This window comes from Roseimaritima multifibrata, assembly GCF_007741495.1.
GTDB lineage: Bacteria > Planctomycetota > Planctomycetia > Pirellulales > Pirellulaceae > Roseimaritima > Roseimaritima multifibrata.
This window is the reverse complement of record NZ_CP036262.1, coordinates 3752744-3772944: the sequence shown is the minus strand read 5'-3', so window position 1 is coordinate 3772944 and position 20201 is coordinate 3752744. Positions and strand designations below refer to the sequence as shown.

Genomic DNA, 20201 nt, shown 5'->3' with positions numbered 1-20201 from the left:
TGGGTAAGTTTGGGGTAGTCGCTTGGCGGCTAATTGCAGATGCCGATCTTGGGTCCTAGGATTTCCGCGGTTCCGATGACCAACGCAATCGATCGGTTCATCTGTTCATGATTTTCGTCGTACACGTTTGCAATGATTTCTTCGTTGCGTCCAACGCCAAGTGTCAACCGAGTTAGATCGTGCTTCCTGAAATGGGAAGCCCAAAATTCTCTGTGCGAAGAATTCCCCGTCTAATGAATCAAATCTGAACACAACAGTGTGCAATTGCTTTTCGTTCCGTGAACGCTGAACTTCAGTCGTGGTTACGCACATGTGATTTGGCGGGGCAAGGTAATGACAAACTCGGCTCCTGTGCTTCGGTTGTTCCCAAGCCTGATCTGGCCGCGGTGTGATTCGATAATCCGTTTGGTGATGGCTAGCCCAAGTCCCGTCCCCTTGGTTTTTGTGGTGAAGAACGGTTCAAAGACTTTCTTGCGCTGTTCGGGCGTGAGGCCGGGGCCGTTGTCGCTGAGTGACAGACGCAGGGCCGGGCGATTGTCAAGCTCCGTATGCGACCAGTTCGCTTGGATCGAAACAACGTCAGGGCATGCTGCAATCGAGTTTTCTAGGAGGTTACGAAACACCTGATGCATGCGGAACGGATCGGCCGTGCAGTGCAAATCGACAAGGTCGGCCTGTTCACTGAGGCAAATCTTTTTGTGTGAATGGAGCGGCGACAGTTCGTTAAGAACTTGCGCGACGATACGACCTAAGTTGCACTTGTCCAGATCGAGTGACATTGGAGCGGCGAAGTCACGCAATTCTTCGAAAAGCCGTTTGATCCGATTTTGAGTGCATTGAATCCGTGACACGTAATGAAGCGCTTCCGGATGATTCTCCAGTTCCATGCCCAGTAGTTCCAAATTGGCTTGCGTGAGCTGAAGTGCATTGCGACTCTCGTGTGTGAGAGCTGAAAGCATCTGCCCCATGGCTGCCAATCGTTCGGAACGCACCGCCCTTTCTTCGGCTTGTTTCTGTTCGGTCAAGTCGTGGACCACTCCCGTGAACATACGCTGATCACCAAGCCAAAATTCTCCTACCGCAAGACGCATCGGGAATTTGCTATGATCTTTGCGGCGACCAACCACTTCGCGGCCGACGCCAATGATCTTCTTTTCCCCCGTGGCGATATAGTTGGCCAAATAGTCGTCATGTGCAGCTTTGTAGGGGGCGGGCATCAACACCGAGACGTTTTTCCCGATTACTTCGTCAGCCGCGAATCCGAATATCTGTTCGGCAGCAGCATTGAAGCTGTCAATTATCCCTCGTGCGTTGATCGTAATGATTCCGTCGACCGCTGTTTCGACAATTGATCTAAGCCGATTTTCTTCGTTGGTGGCCACTGCGGCTTCTCCATTTGTCGTTAGCTGTTTGTTTCATAATTCACAATTCCTCGGTTCTTATCCCCAGAGATCCTCCCCCCTTCCCGCTCTTCGTACAGCGTCTATCAGTTCCTCCGCACGGGCGCGTTTGGTCAGGTATCCACTCGCACCGAGCGCATGGGCGCGATCCATGTAGTCCGGCCTTTCATGCTGCGAATAGAACAATACCGCCAGTTTCGGATTTACCAATTTGACTTGTTGCAAAACGTAAAAACCGTCGCCGCTGGGCATCTGAATGTCCAGCAGCAACACATTCGCTTCTTCGTGTTTTGCTAGGCGAACCGCTCCGCTGCCGGTTGTTGCTTCCCCGACCACGTCGATATCCGTTTCCTCAAACGTGATCCGCAATCCCTCGCGGACCATGTCATGATCTTCCGCGATCAATAAGCGAATCGTCATGTTTACCTCCGATAAATCAATCAGTCATTGGACGCTAGCCCACGGTTGCGGCCGAAAATCCGACACGTGAACACGCCGGATAAAATTGGGATCGACTAGCGACCCGCACCACGTCAAGCAACGCCGCTAATCGAAATGGCTTCTGCAAACATTCGACAACCGGAGGCACCGCGAGCCTCGAAAGCCACTCGCGTGAATTCTCGCTGGTGACTAGCACGACCGGAATGTCCGAAATCTGTGAATGCGTCCGGATGTGTGACAAGACGTCATCTGCGCCATACTCGCCGAACCGTGGCAGCCCGAGCTCAAGGATTAACACGTCGGTCTTGTGAAGTTTTTCCAGACATTCCATAACGTCTTGCGCCGTATCGACCTCGTATCCATGATTTGAATAGTACCGGCTGTAAATTTCGGCCAGTGTCGAGTCACTCTCGGCAAATAGTAGTCGTTTGCTCATCGTGCTCGCCTCGCAAATCTGAATTGGATATCCCTACTCGAAACCGACATCGCACCTACTCCTTACGATAGTGACTGGCGGCCTGGTTGCTATGAGCAACCGGGCTGCTGAAACATAAGCCGATTATTTCGGCTTCACCCGGATTCGTATTGCCTTCGCTCCCTCGGTCTTGGGTAACATGAAGTTGTGGATCGCCGAAACGCTTAACCAAGCGTTTCGTGTCTTGTTCAAAACGACCCACATTGTTGCTATTGTGGCAACCTTGACTATAGAGAGGCGTATGGTTCGGGCATGGCGGAATCCACCATGGTGGCATGGTGGATCCGGTTTTCACTCGGCGCAAAACCAAACCATGTGTCGAAAGGCCGGCAGATTTTTCCTCGTAGAGTCCGGGGATACCATGTCCCCGTTTTGAGGTAATTCTCCGAGATGAATGAACAGTCCACGAACCAGACGACCGTCCAACGCCTCAAAGTCGAGATTCGCGAACGGATGGGCGTTTGCCCGTCATTCTTTCTGTTAGCCGAACAATCCCCGGACATCATGGAGAGTCTTTGGCGGCAGGCTGAGGTCGGATACCTCGATAACCCGCTCCCCTCACTGTTTAAGGAAAAACTCTTCACATACCTGTCAAGGTTCTGCAGCATTCCCTACTGCGTGGCTCGGCACGGCGCGTTTTTGCTTGGAAGCGGTTACGTTGCGGGGGATCCGGCGTGTGAACCGGTCTCGGTGGACGAAATGTTGCACCTGATTCAGCGACCCGCTCCGACGGCTGAACAAATCGACGACTCTTTTGCCGTGCTGGCCGAAATCCGGGAGCCTTTGGATACGTGGCCGGAACCTGGGGGAGAACTTGAAACCGCCTTCCGCGTCTGCTGCGTCCCGGTGTTTCGGCGCCGCGGTAACGTCGCACGTTGCCAGGCAGAACTTCGCCGTGTGCTTGGAACGATTCGCTACGACCAACTAATGGCGCTTCTGGAGTTCATTCGCACGACGCACTTCTGGACGGAGACACACCCTGACATCCGATTCGAAGACGACGTGCAACAACTGTTTTCCGAACAACTCGCGCTGGCCCGATGGATCAAGTCTTACCCAACAGCAGTGACCGAGGAACTGCAGCGGGCCGACGAGGAATTGGCCGAACTTCGGACGGTCAATTCGGAACTTGAACTGCGCGTCATGGAACGCACGACCGAACTCAGGCTGGCCCAGACTGCCGCTCGCATGGGAACCTGGCAGTGGGACGTCGAAGGCGATCGGCTTACCTGGGACGCGACCCAATTCGAACTGTTCGGGATCGCCCCAACCTCAACGGTCACTCTTGAAACTTTTTTCAACCTTGTAGACCCACGTGATAGGTTGGAACTGAAACGCGTCGTGGACGAAGTCTTGGAAAGCGGAATCCGATACGACACGGAGTTTCGCATCATCCGGCCTGATGGTGTCACGTACTGGATTGAAGGCAAAGGGGACGTAATCCGTGACAAGGACAACAAGCCGCTACGGATGATTGGTGTAAACTATGATGTCACGGACCGAAAGGCGTCGGAAGACGAATTGAAGAGGCGGGAGCGGGAACTTCGCACGCTGGCCGGAAGCGTGCCCGGACTGTTCTCGTACATCGACCGCGATCTCCGCTATCAGTACGTCAATCGAGGCTACGAAAACGCGTTTCGTCTACCGGCCGACGAGATCGTTGGCAAGACGGTCGTCGAGCTTCTAGGCACTGAACAGTTCGAGCTCACAAGACCGTACATCGAAACAGTCCTGGGGGGCGAAGAAGTAACATTCGATAGCGAATTCGACTGGGACGATGACCACCACGCGATCCAAGTCACCTACGTTCCTAATCTTGACGCACAACGATGCGTACAAGGTTTCTTCTGTTTGATTACGGATATCACCAAACTAAGGCGGGCTGAACGCGAACTCACTCGGCTGGCGGCGATTGTTGAATCGTCCCACGACGCGATTATCGGGCAGGAACTTGACGGAAGAATTCAAAGTTGGAACGACGCGGCCGAGCAGATCTACGGATATTCACGGGAAGAGGCCGTTGGCCAGTCGATCACGATGATCGTGCCAGCGGATCGCCACGACGAAATCAGAACGATCCTCGAACGAATTAGACGAGGCCAACGGGTCGAGACTTTTGAAACGGTCCGTGTGTGCCGCGATGGGCGGCACATCGACGTCTCGCTGACGGTCTCTCCGATCAAGGAACACACTGGCCGAGTTATTGGATCCTCGGCAATTGCTCGCGACATCAGCACACGCAAAGAAGCCGAAGTATCGCTGCGCGAGAGTGAGAGGATGTTTAGGGCGTTGTTTGAGCAGGCCGGTGGTTATTGCATGTTACTTCGGCCGACGGACAGCGGAATCCCTGTGATTATTGATATCAACGAAGCAGCTTGCGACGCACATGGTTACAGTCGCAGTGAAATGATCGGAAAGCCGGTTGTGGAACTTGATGATGAGGAGGGCAAAGGTTTATGCAGGGAAAGAACACAAATCATCATGTCAGGGAAGACGCTGTCGGTCGAAACGAACCATGTGCGAAAAAATGGTTCCGTCTTCCCGGTCGAGGTAACTGCAAAAAGGGTTCAGGTTGCCGGCAAGCCTCCAATCATTATGACAACCGAACACGACATCACCGAACGGAAGCAAGCTGAGCAAAAACTGCGCGATCGCGAAGAAAGGTTGCGGGCAATCCTGAACGCCGCCGTCGATTCCATTGTCACCATCGATCGTCAAGGCATCATCAAGAGCATTAACTCGGCGACCGAACGAATGTTCGGATACACGCAGGACGAATTGATCGGGCAGAACGTCAAAATATTGATGCCGCAACCGTACCGCAGGGAGCACGACGGCTACCTTTCCCGCTACCGTGAAACCGGTGAAACGCACATCATCGGTGTTGGCCGCGAAGTCGCTGGGCAGCGTAAGGATGGTTCGACGTTTCCCGTGGATCTGGCTGTGAGTGAGGTCGAAAACCTTAGCCTGTTCACTGGCATCATCCGAGATATTACCGACCGCAAACAGGCCGAAGAATCGCTGCGGCGTGAGCATGAGTTCAGCGAGAGCCTGACCAACATGGCTCGAAACATCGTGCTGGTGCTGGACACCGGTGGGCGGATCGTGCGGTTCAACCCATACATGGAAGAACTGACTGGCTGGCAACTGGACGAAGTTCAAGGACGCGACTGGTTTGACACCTTTCTGCCTGAACACAGCCGCGAGAAAACCCGCAGCCTTTTTAGACGCGGCATCGCGGGCGAACGGACGCATGGAAACGTGTCAGCCATTCTGACCAAAGACGGCCATGAACGCGAGATCGAATGGTATGACACCACACTGACGGGCGGCAAAGGCGAGGTGACCGGTCTGCTTACCACGGGGCTGGACGTCACGGAACGACGAATGCTAGAGCGGGAAATTCTAGAAATCGCCGCTGAGGAACAACGCCGTATCGGTCAGGAACTGCACGATAGCACGCAACAGCAATTGACCGGCCTTGGCCTGGTCGCCCAAAACGTCGCTGAGTCTCTGGAGCAACTTGTGCATGTGGACGAAGCGGTGGGGATGCTGGAACGTGTTCGCGAACTTCATCGAAGGGCAGCAAAATTGCATACTGGCTTGGACCAGGCAGCTCGAGAGGTCAACCATCTCGCACGCGGTCTGGTTCCGGTCGAATTGGATGCTCAAGGATTAATGTCGTCGCTTGCCGAATTGGTACGCAGTGTAGGCGATGTACAAGACGTTGAATGCAAATTTATCAATGATCGTGCCGTGGACGTTCCCGACAACTTTTGTTCAACCCATCTGTACCGTGTCGCCCAAGAAGCGGTGAACAACGCCCTCAAACATAGCCGCGCCGACCGTATCGAAGTCAGTCTTTCAGAACTTGATGATCTGATCACACTGAAGGTACTTGACAACGGAGACGGGATCGAAGAGAAAAGTTCGCATGGCCCCGGCATGGGCCTGCGTATCATGGCGTACCGCGCCGACCTGATCGGAGCGACCCTGCACATCGGTCAGGCAACTGGTGGCGGCACGGAGGTGGTCTGTACGATCAGTCAATAGTCAACCCGCGAAACGGCGACGCGACGGCGCACCGCTAACGCAATCGCCTTCGGCTTGCCGTTAAACAACAGAAAACAATGACAAAGCAATCTCCATTGTTGCGGGCGGCCAAAATACTCATCGTTGACGATCATCCGATGATGCGAGCAGGGTTGGCGATGCAGATCTCAGAGAAGCCGGGGCTGGAAGTCTGCGGGCAGGCCGAAGACGTCAGCGACGCACTGGCTACTATCAAATCGACCAGTCCGGATCTCGCCATCATTGACATCGCCTTAAAAAAAGGACACGGCATCGACTTGATCAAGGACATCAAGTCCCGCTTCCCTGGGGTGAAAATGCTCGTGCTGTCGACCTACAAAGAATCGTTGTACGCCGAACGGGCACTGCGGGCTGGGGCGATGGGCTACTTGAACAAACAAGAAACCGGGCAGCAGATTTTCGAGGCCATTCGCGCCGTTCTGGATGGTGAACGTTACATTAGTCAGGAAATGACCAATCGCTTGGTCGGCCAAGCCATCGGCGCCGCCGATCCCACTAGAACCGCTCCCGTCGAAACGCTAAGTAACCGCGAACTGGAGGTGTTCCAGTTGATCGGCGAGGGTTTGAGCACCGGCGCCATCGCCCGCCGATTGCACCTCAGCCCACACACGATCGACACCCACCGCGAAAAAATCAAGCAAAAACTAAACGTCAAAACCGCCAACGAATTGCAACGCGAAGCGACGCAGTGGATGCTGGAGAATGGTTGAGAGTCTGATAATTCGCTGGTCATACCGCCTGGTGCGATTTTGACCACGGAGAGTCGGTATTCGACGTCCAGGACGAAGCCAAGGTCAATGTGCAAGCCGACACGACGGTACGCCTGAGCCAATATCCGTAAGGCCGATGGAAAAATTTCTGTCGCTACGCCAGTGCGTGGACAGACCGGCAACACGTCACGCATACGATTTCCGAATGAACCACCGTCTGGCGAGGGGCGCCACGGGAGGTTTGTCGCTACTTAAACCAACCATTGCGATAGAAGCCCCACAACATGGCTGTTGCCAACGCCACCATCACGGCGAGCACGCCTAAATAGCCGAATTGCGACTCGATGACAGGCATGTTGTGAAAGTTCATTCCGTAGATGCCTGTAATCAACGTTAACGGAATGAAAATCGTTGATACGATTGTCAACAATCGCAGACGGTCATTGGTTCGATTCTGCAGTCTCAGGTGGTAGTCCTGCTGGATCGCGTTCAAGTGGCCAAGTTGCCTTGCGACGGATCGCCCCGCGTGTTCTAGATGCGAAACCGCGTCACGGAAATAGTCTTGCAGTCCCTCGATGCTGAATGATTCGGACTCGATCGTCTGAAGAGCTCCGACACAGTACAGCTGGTCCTCAAACGTGGCGGCAAGGCGAGTAAACTGTCGCTTAAGTGGAAGGACCTGGTTGATCAGGGCATCCGTTTCTTCTTCATCAAACAATTCATCGAACTGGTTAATCGTGTCGCGAGTCCGGAGCGTGAACGCCATATCCTCGTCGATGAGATGGTCGATGATTTGATACAGAATGGCAGAGGTACAGTAGCGATGAAATCGCATTCCTTGCGTGTACTGCTGCATGACGGTTTCCAACGCATGAATCCCGTTCTCGTGAACCGTAATGATCTTGTTTTGCACGCAAACGATCCATAGAAACGTACGATCCTCCGCGTCCCAACTCACTTGTGTCGGCAAACCGATAAAGAGGGAGGTGCCGTAGGCCACGAGTCTCGATGCGGGGGTCGGATCGAGGCAGGCTTCAATCGCCAAGGGATGCAGCCCTAGCTTCAAAAGGACGTTTGCAAGCGAATCAGAATCCGTCCGCTGCAGGTCGATCCAGCATGGCTGTTGGTCTGCACCCGTCGCAAGCACCTCTTCTAACGAACAAGCTTGAAGGCAACGCTCCTGGTTAAGGCGATAGATGTATTGTTTCATCGTCTGGTTCCGCTAAGCGGATTCCTTGGATGCGGGTGAATGACGTCGAATCGGCAGGTATTCGACGGTCGCCTGTTGCTTGATCGGTTGCGGATACAACGTCATTAGTTTCATAAAGTCTTCCGGTATCTGATCGCTCACGCATAGTCCAAACTCTTTGGCGTCCTCGAATGTGATCGCGTAGTCATGCGTCCAACGACCTTCCGTCAACATTGTGGCCAGTTCCTCAGCATGTTCCGGCGAACACTTGTCGGATAACAATTCGAGAACGCTCGCACGAATTTGTTTGATCGCTTTTTCGGCTTGATCGGCCAGGATAAGGGTTTCGTCATCGGTCCTTTCTATCGGCTTCTCTTTCACGATCTTGACCAGTGAGGCAGCCGGAAAGTTGCCCACCTGCGGATCAACTGGACCGAGTACCGCGTGGGGGCTGAGCACAATTTGGTCGGCTGCTAACGCGATCAACGTTCCCCCGGACATTGCGTAATGTGGCACGAAAACCGTCACCTTTCCGGGGTGTTTGTGAATCGCCCGAGCGATCTGCAATGACGCCAGGACGAGCCCCCCTGGCGTGTGCAGAACTAAATCGACTGGCACGTCAGGATCGGTCATGTGAATGGCACGTAGAATTTCTTCGCTGTCGTTGATGTCGATGAATTTGACCAACGGAAACCCGAGAATCGCCATTGTTTCTTGACGATGAGCCAGCAAGATGACACGCGATTTGCGTTTGTTTTCGATCTTCGCCAACAGCCGTTTTCGCGACGCGTCAACCAGCCGCCGTGAGATCACCGGCTGCATCATGACGACCATGATGAAAAGCCAAATCAATTTGCTTGCGTCCATTTACGTTTCCTTTAAGGGCGGTGTCCCCAGACGTCCTCGACACAGCCTTCGTCGGGATAGCAGGGCGAGCGTTTGGGGTGCAGCAACAAGAACGGAGGCAGTAGTATTGCTCCGGCCAGAAAGCCGCCAACGTGCGCCCAGAACGCAATGCCACCGACGTCGGATGTCATGTTGAGCGTGGCAAGACCACTGACAAAATTCAGCAGGAACCAGTATCCCAAATAGAAGACTGCCAGCAGATCAAAGAAGAAGGGAAAGATAAAGATCGGAATCATGACGATGACTCGTGATGTGGGGTACATCATCAGATAGGCCCCCATGACTCCAGCGATCGCTCCTGACGCACCGATCGCCGGGAGCGTGGAATGGGGATTCACCAACGCATGGATAATTCCAGACAAAATCCCGCAAGCCAAATAGAAAATGATGAAGTTGACGGAGCCAAGGCGGTCTTCCACATTGCGGCCGAAAATGGCCAACGTCCACATGTTGCCGACGATATGTAGCAGCCCGCCATGCAGGAACATGCTGGTCAAAAACGGCCAGTAGCCATTCATCGGGAATCCGACTTCCTGGGCCCAGTCCGGATCGGTGAAGCGCGCTGGAACCACTCCGAATAGATAGCTGATCCGCTCCAGACTTTCCTCAGGAAGTCCCGCTTCCATAAAGAAGATCAGTGCATTGGAAGCAATAATCAACCAGGTGACGACGGGAACGTGGCTGGTAAAGACACTTGTTTTTAAGGGGAACATGAATCGAATCCGTTGGCCTACGCTCTGGACGCCACTTAATCGCCATCACCACGATCGCGGAGGTTTTCGGCCCGCACTTAATCTTTCGTGTTTTCAAATTGGTCCATCGCTTCGACCACATGAGTCGCGTAGATAACACTCGGCCCGCCCCCCATCATGATGGCAACGCCAAGCGTTTCCATCACCTCATCGCGAGACGCACCCGCTTGGAGGACTGCATGCGTATGGTAGGCAATGCAACCATCACACCGATCCGTGACCGAGATTGCCAATGCAATGAGCTCCTTTGTTTTGCTGTCCAATGCTCCCGAGGCTGCACTTGCGGCATGCAGCATCGAAAATCCATGCATGGTTGCTGGCTGAGCTTTGGCCAAATCGGCCATGCTGCTGCTGAGTTTTTCGAGTTGCTTAGGGTAGGTCATTTCAGTGGGGAGTGATGTCGTCATGGTCAATGGTTCTTATCAAAGTATGCGAAGCGTGCATTACAGAAGTGACAGCTCCTGTTGCGGTGTGACGGTGCGTGCAATTGGGTACACGGTCAGAATGTGACCTCGCGGATTCCTACTCGTCAGTTAACGCTGGACGTCGGTTAGCCCAATCCACTTTTGTTTTTCGTTCGATCGACGATCGTGTAGGTCGATCCAGCGGTGGTGGTTGGGGGCAGCGGTTCGCCTTTGACGACCGTTACTTCGTGTCCTTCTTGGCCGAGAGGCCCAATTTCTTGATATTGCCCTGATGCGGGGGCTTTCTCGCCTGGTTTCAACTCATTGACTTTGCCGGACATTGAATTCTCCATACCGATTCAAGTTGGTTGTTATGAAAGAAGATGATGGGCGACATCGCAATGCGTATGCCAAACCGCTCAGCGAATGTCTTTGCCACCGTTGACCCAACCGATTAAGCAGTGTCGTCGCGACAGGCGGTGGTGCTGATACGCCAACGATCATTTCCCCAAGGGATTGCGCACCCTTGCGACCCAAACGCTCGGTAAGTCGCGTGGGATGTCGTTATGGCAACACAGACGCAGGAAAATTATTCGGGGCGTTAAAACGACGTTTCCGACTTTATCGAAGAAGCGAGCCTCAGCATGGTTCGCGACCCAAAAACACTACGGGAATGCAGCAGACTCTCGGCCACCTAATACCAAGCGAATTTGTATCGCTTACTCAAACAAGCCTTACTGTCCGAATTCACAACAGGGATGGCTTAGCCTTGGGCCATCGACTGTGGCACCTGCGGGCGGATTTCTTAGCGGATCGACGCAAGCCGACCGGCAAAATCATTGTGTTTTCTTTGCGATTGCCGGACGGCTTGCATCGTTCCGCTAAGAAAATAGATGGCATTCGCCCTGGGCTATCCGAGCTGACACGCTCGTACCGCTTTACTGCAATTCAACCGAAAAGCTGCTTGTTAAGAATCGATCGTTAAACGCTGGATCCATTCAATAACGCAGGGAGCGCACCAAACGGACCCGAATTCGCATTGGCTAGGTGTAACCCTAATGATTTTTCCTCTCCACGTAATTCGGCTGATGCGATGCCCATGCAACTCGATCAACTTCTCCAGGAGATTCACGATCTTGAGAAAGTTGTTGCGGACAAAGTTCAGCAAACGAAGAGGGAGCTAACATATGAGATTGTCCGCGGGCGGGCAGTTTTTGGCGAAGGTGTGCGTCGGCGTCACAGGGCGATGGCCAAGCGGGCATGGCGGACGCTACGTGAGTCATCGTTTTTGACAATTCTGACCGCCCCGGTGATCTATTCGCTCCTGCTTCCGATTTCGATGCTGGACCTATTCGTCAGTCTGTATCAATGGATTTGCTTTCCGGTTTATCGGGTTCCCACCGTTCGGAGGGAAGAATACGTAGTCATCGACAGACGGTCGTTGGATTATCTGAACGCGATCGAGAAATTGAACTGTGTTTATTGCGGTTATTGCAACGGCGTGTTGGCATTCGCACGCGAGATCGCTTCAAGGACGGAGCAATACTGGTGCCCGATCAAGCATTCGCGACGAACCAAGGGGTGCCACAGTCGTACGTGTTTGTTCTGCGAATTTGGGGACGCGGAAGGCTACACTGAAAACCTGCAAGAGCTACGGAAACAGTTCCACGACTTGAAGGGATCTCCGTAAAAAGGGGTTTGCGAATTCTCTGGCATGGCTTTTGCAATTTCGCAATTTGCAAAATGTTGTAAGATGTCGCCAGTTGTTAAGACGACCTCGATGTATCACCAGAACAAGCTGGATCTTAGATGAGCGGACAAGACAAGATTGTGGCCGAGTTAATTCGTGGACTAAAACACGAACGTGACGCGCTCAAGCTGCAAGCACACCTTGCGTCAATGGAAGCTCGAGAGGAATTGAGCAAACTTGGCGACAAGGTCGATGAACTCGAACATGAGTATGAGCCACTAAAGAACGCGGTCCAAACATCGGCAGACGATGTCTTGGACTCGCTGAAATTGGTCGCCAGCGAAATACGGGATGGCTTCAAGCGGATTCGCGATGCGGTTTGATTCGCGAATAACGATTAATCCATGTTAAGTTTGACCGAATACTTTCTTCAGCTGTCTCCCGTCGCGCAGGCAGGTCTGGCTGGCCTATTCACTTGGGCCATCACTGCGGCGGGCGCAGGGCTTGTCTTTTTCGCAAAGGCCGTCAATCAGAAGCTGATCGATGCAATGCTGGGATTGTCTGGTGGCGTGATGATTGCTGCCAGCTATTGGTCGCTACTCGCCCCAGCGATTGAAATTTCTAAAAATCGTGGTGGGATGTCGTGGTTGCCTGCCGCGGTAGGATTTCTGCTCGGGGGAGCCGTATTGTTAGCTTGCGACAAGTTGTTGCCGCACTTGCACCTCGGGTTTTCGATCGCCGAATCGGAAGGCCCCAAAACGCGTTGGCGTCGAAGTACCTTGTTGGTCATGGCAATCACCCTGCACAATATTCCAGAAGGGCTTGCCGTTGGCGTTGCGTTCGGTGGTGTGATCGCGGGGCAAGCCTCAGCGGGAATCGCGGGGGCGCTTGCATTGACACTAGGAATTGGCCTGCAGAATTTTCCCGAGGGGACGGCCGTCGCCATGCCGCTTCGGATGGAAGGCATGTCACGCCGAAAGGCGTTTTGGTACGGTCAACTCTCGGCGGTGGTTGAACCAATCGCAGCGGTCATCGGAGCCGCTACGGTCACTTACGCGGTAGCGATCCTGCCGTATGCATTAAGCTTCGCCGCCGGGGCGATGATCTTCGTGGTGGTCGAGGAACTGATTCCAGAATCACATCGTGCCGGAAACGTTGACTTGGCAACGATTAGTCTAATGATCGGATTCACGATCATGATGGTCCTGGACGTGGCGTTGGGTTAAACGAGCACGGTTTAGCCGCTTCCCGGTGTTGAAAGCCGTCAGGTGAAGTCGTCGCTGACGCTCAAGAATCGGCATGCGGTTTGCACCCCCTGGATCCTCGTTCTTAGATTGCAGCTTCAACTGGTAGAACGCCGGTCCGTGCGAGGGATTCCGCTAGTTTGCGCTCATGCCTAGCTGGAAGTGCCGATCTGGAGGCATTGGATGTCGCCATCAACTCCCACGTCATTTGCTACGGAGAAGAAGGACACGCAACCTGTCGGCCCCCACAAGACTTTATGCACAAATCCTGCATGTCTCGCCAATTTATGGCGAGCCAGGCGATGGTTCAGGGGCGGATGTGATCCATCCCGGACGAACAATAATAGGTGATCGACGGTCGATCCGTTTGGGATGAGGACCCGAATAGACTGTGGCTACCCTTTGGTGGAAGTTCCCCCTGCCCTTTAGGTGTTTTTCGCGCTACGACCGTATCTCTCCAGCCCTAGTTCTAAAATGCAAAGCTGTCTGAATTATTCACTAGTTTGCGTTGAATGATGACCGCGGTGTTTGGGGACGTTTGGTTCGCTGTACTTAGCAAACTTTCCCATTACTTGCCCCTAGATATTCTTCAATGGAGTCAAAAAATGCCCATTACCAGTATCAATCCTGCGACCAATGAAACCCTCCAAACTTTTACATCACTTTCGAAGGATGAATCGCTAAATGCGGTTGCGACAGCCGGGGAGGCTTACCAGAGTTGGCGAAAAACAAGTTTCGCCGAACGAAAAAAGGTCCTGCTTGCATTCGCGACAGAACTTCGCAAGCGGAGCGATGAATTCGCCAGACTGATCACGTTGGATATGGGGAAACGAATCTCCGAGAGCCGTAGAGAAATCGAGTATTGTGCGGAGATATCGGATTTCTATGCCAACGGCGCCGAGACCTTTCTTGCAGACCAACCGATGGAGGATGTTGACGCAAACGCTTACATCCGTAAAGAGCCGATCGGCGTGCTGCTGGGCGTTATGCCTTGGAATTTCCCGTTCTACCAGGTCGTGCGTTTTGCCGCCCCAAACATTATGGCTGGCAATGCCGTCATGCTGAAACATGCCAGTAGCGTGCCGCAGTGCGCTCAGGCGATCGCTGAACTGTTTGATGAATGCGGTCTCCCTAAAGGCGTTTACACCAACTTGTTTATCCCTTCAGAGTTCGTGGAAACCGTTGTTGCGGATTCCAGAGTGCAAGGCGTTTCTTTAACGGGGAGCGAAAAAGCGGGGGCGGCTGTGGCAGCTCTGGCAGGCAAAAACCTGAAACGATCTGTTTTAGAATTGGGTGGGAACGATCCGTTCATCGTCCTCGAAGACGCAGACATTCCAAAAACGGCTGAGTTGGCCGTCAAGGGAAGGGTTGTGAATGCTGGGCAATCATGTGTCGCATCCAAACGGTTCATCGTCGTGGAATCGGTTGCCGACGAATTCTTGACAGCTTTCAAGGAAGGAATGTCGAAGCTGAAAATCGGTGACCCGATGGATGAGGATACAACCCTTGCACCACTGTCGAGCGAAGAAGCTGCCGTCAAATTGCTGCAGCAAGTCCAATCCAGTATCGACGCCGGTGCAACCGTTTTACTTGGTGGAGATCGACCGGACTGTGAGGGGGCCTACTTCAACGCAACGATCCTGACGGATGTGACCCCCGACATGCCTACATTCGACCAGGAGCTTTTCGGGCCTGTCGCAACGGTCTATGTGGTGAAGGACGAAGCGGCGGCGATCGAACTTGCAAACCGATCATCGTACGGTCTTGGGGGAAGTGTTTACACAAAAGACATCCAGCGAGGTCAAAGGGTCGCCGAGCAAATCGAAACCGGCATGATGTTCGTGAACCAACCCACTAGGTCTCAAGCCGAGTTGCCGTTCGGAGGAGTTAAAAATTCCGGTTATGGACGAGAACTCTCCAGCCTGGGCATCCAAGAATTTATAAACAAAAAACTGATTCACCTAGGGCCCAAAACGTAGGACGGATCCCCATGAGGCAGGATCGCTTTGCGGTGCTTGAAAATGGAATCCGGCCGGCAAGAACGCATCCTACTTTCCTACGTTTAACCTTTGCAGGATGGATAACATCTTTTTGCTGAATGGGGTTAGCCGCGTCCGGCTGTACTGGTCTCCCAACTTTCGGATCGCTTCGGCTTGAGTTGGGTAAGGATGGATGGCGGATCCGATTCCTCCCAGGCCGATCTTGTTCTGCATCGCCACCGTTATTTCTGAAATCATGTCCCCAGCGTTTTCGGCGACAATGGTTGCACCAACGATGGTGTCCGTTCCCTTTTTCGTGTGGATCTTCACAAAGCCTTCGTCATTGCCTTCCAAGATGGCGCGATCGACATGTTCAAGCTGTTGTGTGTAGGTATCGATTTCGACTCCTGTTTCCTTGGCCTCATGTGGGTAGATACCAACATGTGCGATTTCCGGCGAAGTGTAGGTCGCCCAGGGGATAATTAGGTCGCTAGCTTTCTTCTTGCCAAATGGTCCCACGGCAAACAAAGCGTTCTGAATGACGATTCGAGCTTGAAAGTCGGCTGCGTGTGTGAACTTATATTTCGAGCAAATGTCGCCGGCGGCATAGATCCGTGGATTGGTTGTTTGCAACTGGTCGTTAACTTCCAATCCCTGTTGACCGTACTTCACATGCACCGTTTCTAAGTTCAACCCGTCTGTATTCGGTGCACGACCGACCGCGACCAACAAGTGATCGACAATCGTTTCGGTTGTTTGACCGTTTTGCGTGACTTTAACGCGAATCGACTCTCCCGGCCCTGCGGCGACCTCCATATCCTTCGCGTCCAGAATCAGATGGATTCCATCTTTTATAAATTGGTCTTGTACCACTGCGGATGCTTCGGCGTCCTCACGCGGCAGGATATGGTCGCCTCGTTCGAACAGGAAGACTTCGCTCCCAAACCGAGCAAATGATTGAGCCATTTCGCTGCCGATGGGCCCACTTCCGACGATCCCGAATCGTTTGGGCAATTCGGTCAACGAAAAGAGACTTTCGTTGGTCAAGTAGTTCACACCATCAAGGCCTTTAATCGGTGGCGCTGCGGCACGGGCCCCAGTTGCCACGACCGCCTTCTTAAATTTCAGTTCTGAGACCTCACCACTTTTTCTTGTCACCGAGATCGTATTGTCATCAACGAAGGTCCCTTGGCCGAAGAATACGTCGACGCCCAGGCCGTTGAAACGTTTGGCGGAATCCGCGTGGCTGATTTGGCTGCGCTTCGAACGCATTCGTTCCATCACTTTGGCAAAATCAACGGCGGCTCCCTCGGGAACGTTAACGCCAAACGGAGCTGCGTTTCGAACGCTTGCCGCCACTCGAGCCGCACCAATTACTCCCTTTGATGGAACACAGCCAACATTCAAGCAGTCACCACCCATTAATTCCCGTTCGATGATCGCGACCCGTGCTCCCAAGCCGGCGGCTCCGGCGGCAGTGACCAGTCCTGCGGTTCCGGCACCGATGACCACTAAATGATACGGTTGGCTTGGAGTAGGGTTTTGCCATTCGGGCGGGTGCACGTTCGCTTCAAGAGCCTGGTTGTGTTCATCATCGGGTTGCAACTGGATAATCTTAGAAGTCATAGCAGGGATCTTTCGTGGATGATCGTTGGATGAAGTGTTCGGGAACCGCCGAGGGGGGGCATTGCAAGTGTTGGCTACGTCCCTTCGGGGAAGCCGACTTGTTGGTATGGCCATTTATTGGCCATCGCCCACCGGTCGACCACGGTAAAAGAACTTCATTGCGTATCGAACGGCCAGCGGAAAGAGCCCCAGCAGGGCAAAGGCGATCGCGAGCTTTACGAGTTGACTGGGAGTGAAGACCGCGCCGATCCCTTTGTCCGCAAGCGTTTGCAGGTCGGGTACGCTTGACCCGGCATAAACGTAGATCACCGTACCTGCCAGCATGCCGACTTGACTGACCCACCAAAATGTTCGCGTCCGAATCGGGGTTAAGCCCATGACTGCGTTGATGACAAAAAATGGAACCGCAGGTATTAGTCGTAAAGTGAACAGGAAAAAGGGCCCTTCTTTCTCCAGGGATCGGTTGAAGCTTTCCAGTCGTTGCCCAAATCGATTTTGAATCGCGTCACGAAATAGAAACCGACTGAGCAAGAACGCCATCGTCGCCCCAGCGGTCGATGCGAAACTGACAAGGACCAGTCCGCGTGCAAATCCAAAATACCAGCCGTAGACGAGTGTGAGGGCCGCGGCACCAGGAAGTGACAAACCGGTGGCGAGGACATAGACCAAAAACGCTGCCCCGAACACCAGGACCGGATGTTCGGCCTGGTAAGCTCGTAGCTGTGATTCCTGGGTTGCGAGACCTTCTAGGCTGAGCAAGTGGCCGAATTTGAAGTAAACGAGGAGAACCGCGACCGCCACGATAAAAAAGACTCCGGCTTTCTTGCCAAGCGAAGAGCGAGTCTTCTGGACCGGGGTTCCGAGGTCATCATCCATCGTCTTTCCTTCCAAGTAAGTTAATGTAGTCCTATGACTATACGATGGATGGAAGACGAAGCAGGAGGCAGAACCTTACAGAAAAGTAAAGAAAACAAAGCTCCTGTCTCGGCCCATGCCCCCCGAAAGCACTTTGGGTCAACGGCACCGACTGGGGATTGGACTTCGGTTAATCCAGCCGAGGGGAATCGGTCCTGCGAATTATTGCCTCTGCGATCGGCTTGTTGGAACCATTCACGCCGAGGATACTGGCACGATGACATATCTGCTTGAGTATTCTGATTACGGCTCGGCGGGCCTTTTGATTCCAGCAGGTTTGGTGCTGATTCATTTGTGCGCCCTGCTTTCGGCGTTCCACTCGCTTCAACATGTCCGAACCTCACAGGCTGCAGTCGCTTGGGTCGTCGGGTTGGTTACCCTTCCCTACCTAGCATTGCCACTGTACTGGGTGTTCGCCCGGAATCGGTTCGAGGGATATCGAGAGGCGATCCGGGATATCGGAAAGGAACATGATCAATCGGTTACTTCGATCCGTCGAGAATTATTCAGCGAGCCGTGCAATCAGCCGCGGACGTTTCAGTCCCCCTTGGCACAGGTTGCCACCGTCATGGGGACTCCGGTCAGCCAAGGAAATAAATATCGATTGCTTATCGATGGGATAGCCTTTTTCGATACGATGCTGTGGCAAATCCAGTCGGCGAAACGGTACGTGTACGCTTCCTTCTACATCATCCGTGACGACCAGATTGGAAAGCGTTTTGCGGATGCACTGATCGAACGAGCTAACGCAGGCGTAACGGTTCGGCTGTTATATGACGAAGTCGGGTGCATTCGTTTGTCAAACCGATATCTGCGTCGCCTAACCGAAGCCGGTGTGGATGTGCATTCGTTCAACACCCGTCAGGGCTGGGTGAATCGATTTCAGGTCAACTTTCGAAATCACCGCAAGATGATCGTCGTCGATGGCAGAGTCTCGATCGTCGGCGGGTTGAACGTGGGGGATGAATATCTGGGGGCGATTCCTTCGATGTCGCCATGGCGGGACACCAGCGTTCAAATCGAGGGGAGTCTGACCCGAAAAGTCCAAGCGGTGTTTGCCGGTGATTACTACTGGGCGGCTAGAGCCGATCTACCAGAGGCCGATTGGCAGCGGAAGACGGACTGCGGGACAACGGATTCTAACGATCCTTCTTTGCAGGAAGAACCGAGCGGATTGGGAGCCGTTTGCACGACGGGACCCGCCGACGAACGACCGCGCACGTCGATGATGTTTTCGGCTGCCATTGGGGCTGCCAAGGAGCGCCTTTGGATCAGCACGCCCTATCTGGTACCAGATGATGCGATGATCGTAGCCTTGGCCATGGCAAAGGCACGTGGAGTCGATGTGCGACTGCTGATCCCATCCGTTGCCGACCTGTGGGCCGTCTACCTGGCAGGATTCTATTACGAACGAAAATTGGCGGAGATTGGCGTTCCTGTATTCCGTTTTACAAATGGCATGCTTCACCAGAAATGTGTTCTTGTTGACGATTCGTTGACGCTGATCGGATCGACCAATTTTGATAACCGGTCGCTACACCTGAATTTTGAAGTGATGGTTGCGATTGAGGACCGAGCATTCATCTGTGAGGTGGAAAAGATGCTCGATCGAGATTTTGCCAACGCAAAACGCAGTAATGGGTCGAATCGGCCATTGCGTCCATGGTTCGCTCGAGCCGGGACGGCGTTAGCTCGTCTGTTCAGCCCGGTTCTTTAAAACGTGGCAATCCTTTCCTTCCGCGTTGTCCAGCGGTGCACAGGATCTGTGCTTTCGTGACACACTTGGGATGTATTTTGGCCGTTTTGTCTTCGGCATCGAAATTGCAGACTTATTGAATTCGATCGACCGATTCGGCGTTCGCGTTAGTTATTCAATTCGATATGCAATGCAAAGGAAAACCAATGAAAGATCCCTATTTGGAATCTGAATGGACGGAACTATGCGATCACCTGCGGCGATGTGCGGTGGCGATATCAAGGAACGCCGATCAGAAATCTAAATTTCTTCGGCAGGCAGAAGAGTTCGCGACGCAAGCGGCGCCAGATCATTATCACGTTTTACTCGAACGAACGGCGGCCGCTTCGAAACTTGCCGTCGGCTGGCAGAAAGCAAGAGCTGCCGGTTTCGCTCATGATGAAGAGATGATCGACGAAGCTTCGGACGAGAGTTTTCCCGCAAGTGATCCGCCAACCTATTCCCACGCACATGCGTAGCTGCACTGTTTCTTGGTAGCATCCGAAATGGGCTGTCGATTTATTCGCAAGCGGGGAAGGATAGTAGCCTTTCGCTCGCGACGTGCGATTTACAGGTTGCGGTTTCAACCCTGCCCTTCGGAGTCTGAGTGCAGTGCTATTAGCCCAGCGGGCGGCAGATACTT

The 20201-nt window shown here is 53.3% G+C and carries 19 protein-coding genes; 8 read left to right on the top strand and 11 right to left on the bottom strand.

Features of this window, described 5'->3' with window-relative positions:
* Positions 1–29: 29 nt before the first annotated feature.
* From FF011L_RS13655 to FF011L_RS13640, 4 genes are all read right to left on the bottom strand, one after another.
* Entirely contained in the window at positions 30–167 is a 138-nt protein-coding gene (locus FF011L_RS13655; protein WP_145352179.1) for a putative PEP-binding protein, read from the bottom strand.
* A 135-nt stretch (positions 168–302) separates the two neighbouring features.
* Positions 303–1382, bottom strand: coding sequence for a two-component system sensor histidine kinase NtrB (locus tag FF011L_RS13650; protein WP_145352178.1), 1080 nt, complete (start codon positions 1380–1382; stop codon positions 303–305).
* Between the two features lie 57 nt (positions 1383–1439).
* Positions 1440–1820 carry a response regulator gene (locus tag FF011L_RS13645; protein WP_145352177.1) on the bottom strand — a complete coding sequence of 127 codons (381 nt, stop codon included), beginning with the start codon at positions 1818–1820 and terminating at the stop codon, positions 1440–1442.
* A 34-nt stretch (positions 1821–1854) separates the two neighbouring features.
* Positions 1855–2277, bottom strand: coding sequence for a response regulator (locus FF011L_RS13640; protein WP_145352176.1), 423 nt, complete (start codon positions 2275–2277; stop codon positions 1855–1857).
* Positions 2278–2706: 429 nt separating this feature from the next.
* Here FF011L_RS13640 and FF011L_RS13635 point away from each other — a divergent pair, with 429 nt between their 5' ends.
* Together FF011L_RS13635 and FF011L_RS13630 are read left to right on the top strand one after the other, a co-directional pair.
* Complete coding sequence (locus FF011L_RS13635; RefSeq protein ID WP_145352175.1) at positions 2707–6369, top strand: PAS domain-containing sensor histidine kinase; 3663 nt, start codon at positions 2707–2709, stop codon at positions 6367–6369.
* A gap of 77 nt (positions 6370–6446) precedes the next feature.
* Complete coding sequence (locus FF011L_RS13630) at positions 6447–7118, top strand: response regulator transcription factor (RefSeq protein WP_145352174.1); 672 nt, start codon at positions 6447–6449, stop codon at positions 7116–7118.
* A 247-nt stretch (positions 7119–7365) separates the two neighbouring features.
* On the opposite strand, the gene FF011L_RS13625 is transcribed toward FF011L_RS13630, so the two are convergent.
* From FF011L_RS13625 to FF011L_RS13605, 5 genes are all read right to left on the bottom strand, one after another.
* The gene (locus FF011L_RS13625) at positions 7366–8328 is read right to left on the bottom strand and encodes a magnesium transporter CorA family protein (protein WP_145352173.1); all 963 of its coding nucleotides are present in this window, start codon (positions 8326–8328) and stop codon (positions 7366–7368) included.
* Between the two features lie 12 nt (positions 8329–8340).
* Positions 8341–9174, bottom strand: coding sequence for an SDH family Clp fold serine proteinase (locus FF011L_RS13620; RefSeq protein WP_145352172.1), 834 nt, complete (start codon positions 9172–9174; stop codon positions 8341–8343).
* Between the two features lie 11 nt (positions 9175–9185).
* A complete protein-coding gene (locus tag FF011L_RS13615; RefSeq protein ID WP_145352171.1) occupies positions 9186–9926 on the bottom strand; it encodes a rhomboid family intramembrane serine protease in 741 nt (246 codons plus the stop codon).
* 77 nt (positions 9927–10003) lie between these two features.
* Positions 10004–10372, bottom strand: a complete 369-nt coding sequence (locus FF011L_RS13610; RefSeq protein ID WP_145352170.1) for a carboxymuconolactone decarboxylase family protein — start codon at positions 10370–10372, stop codon at positions 10004–10006.
* Positions 10373–10515: 143 nt separating this feature from the next.
* On the bottom strand, positions 10516–10710 hold the full coding sequence (locus FF011L_RS13605) for a YjzC family protein (protein WP_145352169.1): 195 nt from the start codon (positions 10708–10710) through the stop codon (positions 10516–10518).
* 752 nt (positions 10711–11462) lie between these two features.
* Here FF011L_RS13605 and FF011L_RS13600 point away from each other — a divergent pair.
* The 4 genes from FF011L_RS13600 to FF011L_RS13585 all read left to right on the top strand — a co-directional run bounded on the left by FF011L_RS13600 (position 11463) and on the right by FF011L_RS13585 (position 15282).
* The gene (locus FF011L_RS13600; RefSeq protein WP_145352168.1) at positions 11463–12059 is read left to right on the top strand and encodes a hypothetical protein; all 597 of its coding nucleotides are present in this window, start codon (positions 11463–11465) and stop codon (positions 12057–12059) included.
* A gap of 119 nt (positions 12060–12178) precedes the next feature.
* On the top strand, positions 12179–12442 hold the full coding sequence (locus tag FF011L_RS13595) for a hypothetical protein (protein WP_145352167.1): 264 nt from the start codon (positions 12179–12181) through the stop codon (positions 12440–12442).
* Positions 12443–12463: 21 nt separating this feature from the next.
* A complete protein-coding gene (locus tag FF011L_RS13590) occupies positions 12464–13285 on the top strand; it encodes a ZIP family metal transporter (protein ID WP_145352166.1) in 822 nt (273 codons plus the stop codon).
* 623 nt (positions 13286–13908) lie between these two features.
* The gene (locus FF011L_RS13585; protein ID WP_145352165.1) at positions 13909–15282 is read left to right on the top strand and encodes an NAD-dependent succinate-semialdehyde dehydrogenase; all 1374 of its coding nucleotides are present in this window, start codon (positions 13909–13911) and stop codon (positions 15280–15282) included.
* 69 nt (positions 15283–15351) lie between these two features.
* On the opposite strand, the gene FF011L_RS13580 is transcribed toward FF011L_RS13585, so the two are convergent.
* Together FF011L_RS13580 and FF011L_RS13575 are read right to left on the bottom strand one after the other, a co-directional pair.
* Positions 15352–16908, bottom strand: a complete 1557-nt coding sequence (locus tag FF011L_RS13580) for a mercuric reductase (RefSeq protein ID WP_145352164.1) — start codon at positions 16906–16908, stop codon at positions 15352–15354.
* 114 nt (positions 16909–17022) lie between these two features.
* Positions 17023–17784, bottom strand: coding sequence for a TVP38/TMEM64 family protein (locus tag FF011L_RS13575; RefSeq protein ID WP_145352163.1), 762 nt, complete (start codon positions 17782–17784; stop codon positions 17023–17025).
* A 256-nt stretch (positions 17785–18040) separates the two neighbouring features.
* On the opposite strand from FF011L_RS13575, the gene cls reads away from it, so the two are divergent.
* Positions 18041–19540: a cardiolipin synthase gene (gene cls / locus FF011L_RS13570; protein WP_218932611.1), complete on the top strand. Its 1500-nt coding sequence runs from the start codon at positions 18041–18043 to the stop codon at positions 19538–19540.
* 185 nt (positions 19541–19725) lie between these two features.
* The gene (locus FF011L_RS13565) at positions 19726–20037 is read left to right on the top strand and encodes a hypothetical protein (RefSeq protein WP_145352162.1); all 312 of its coding nucleotides are present in this window, start codon (positions 19726–19728) and stop codon (positions 20035–20037) included.
* The last annotated feature ends 164 nt before the right edge of the window (positions 20038–20201 follow it).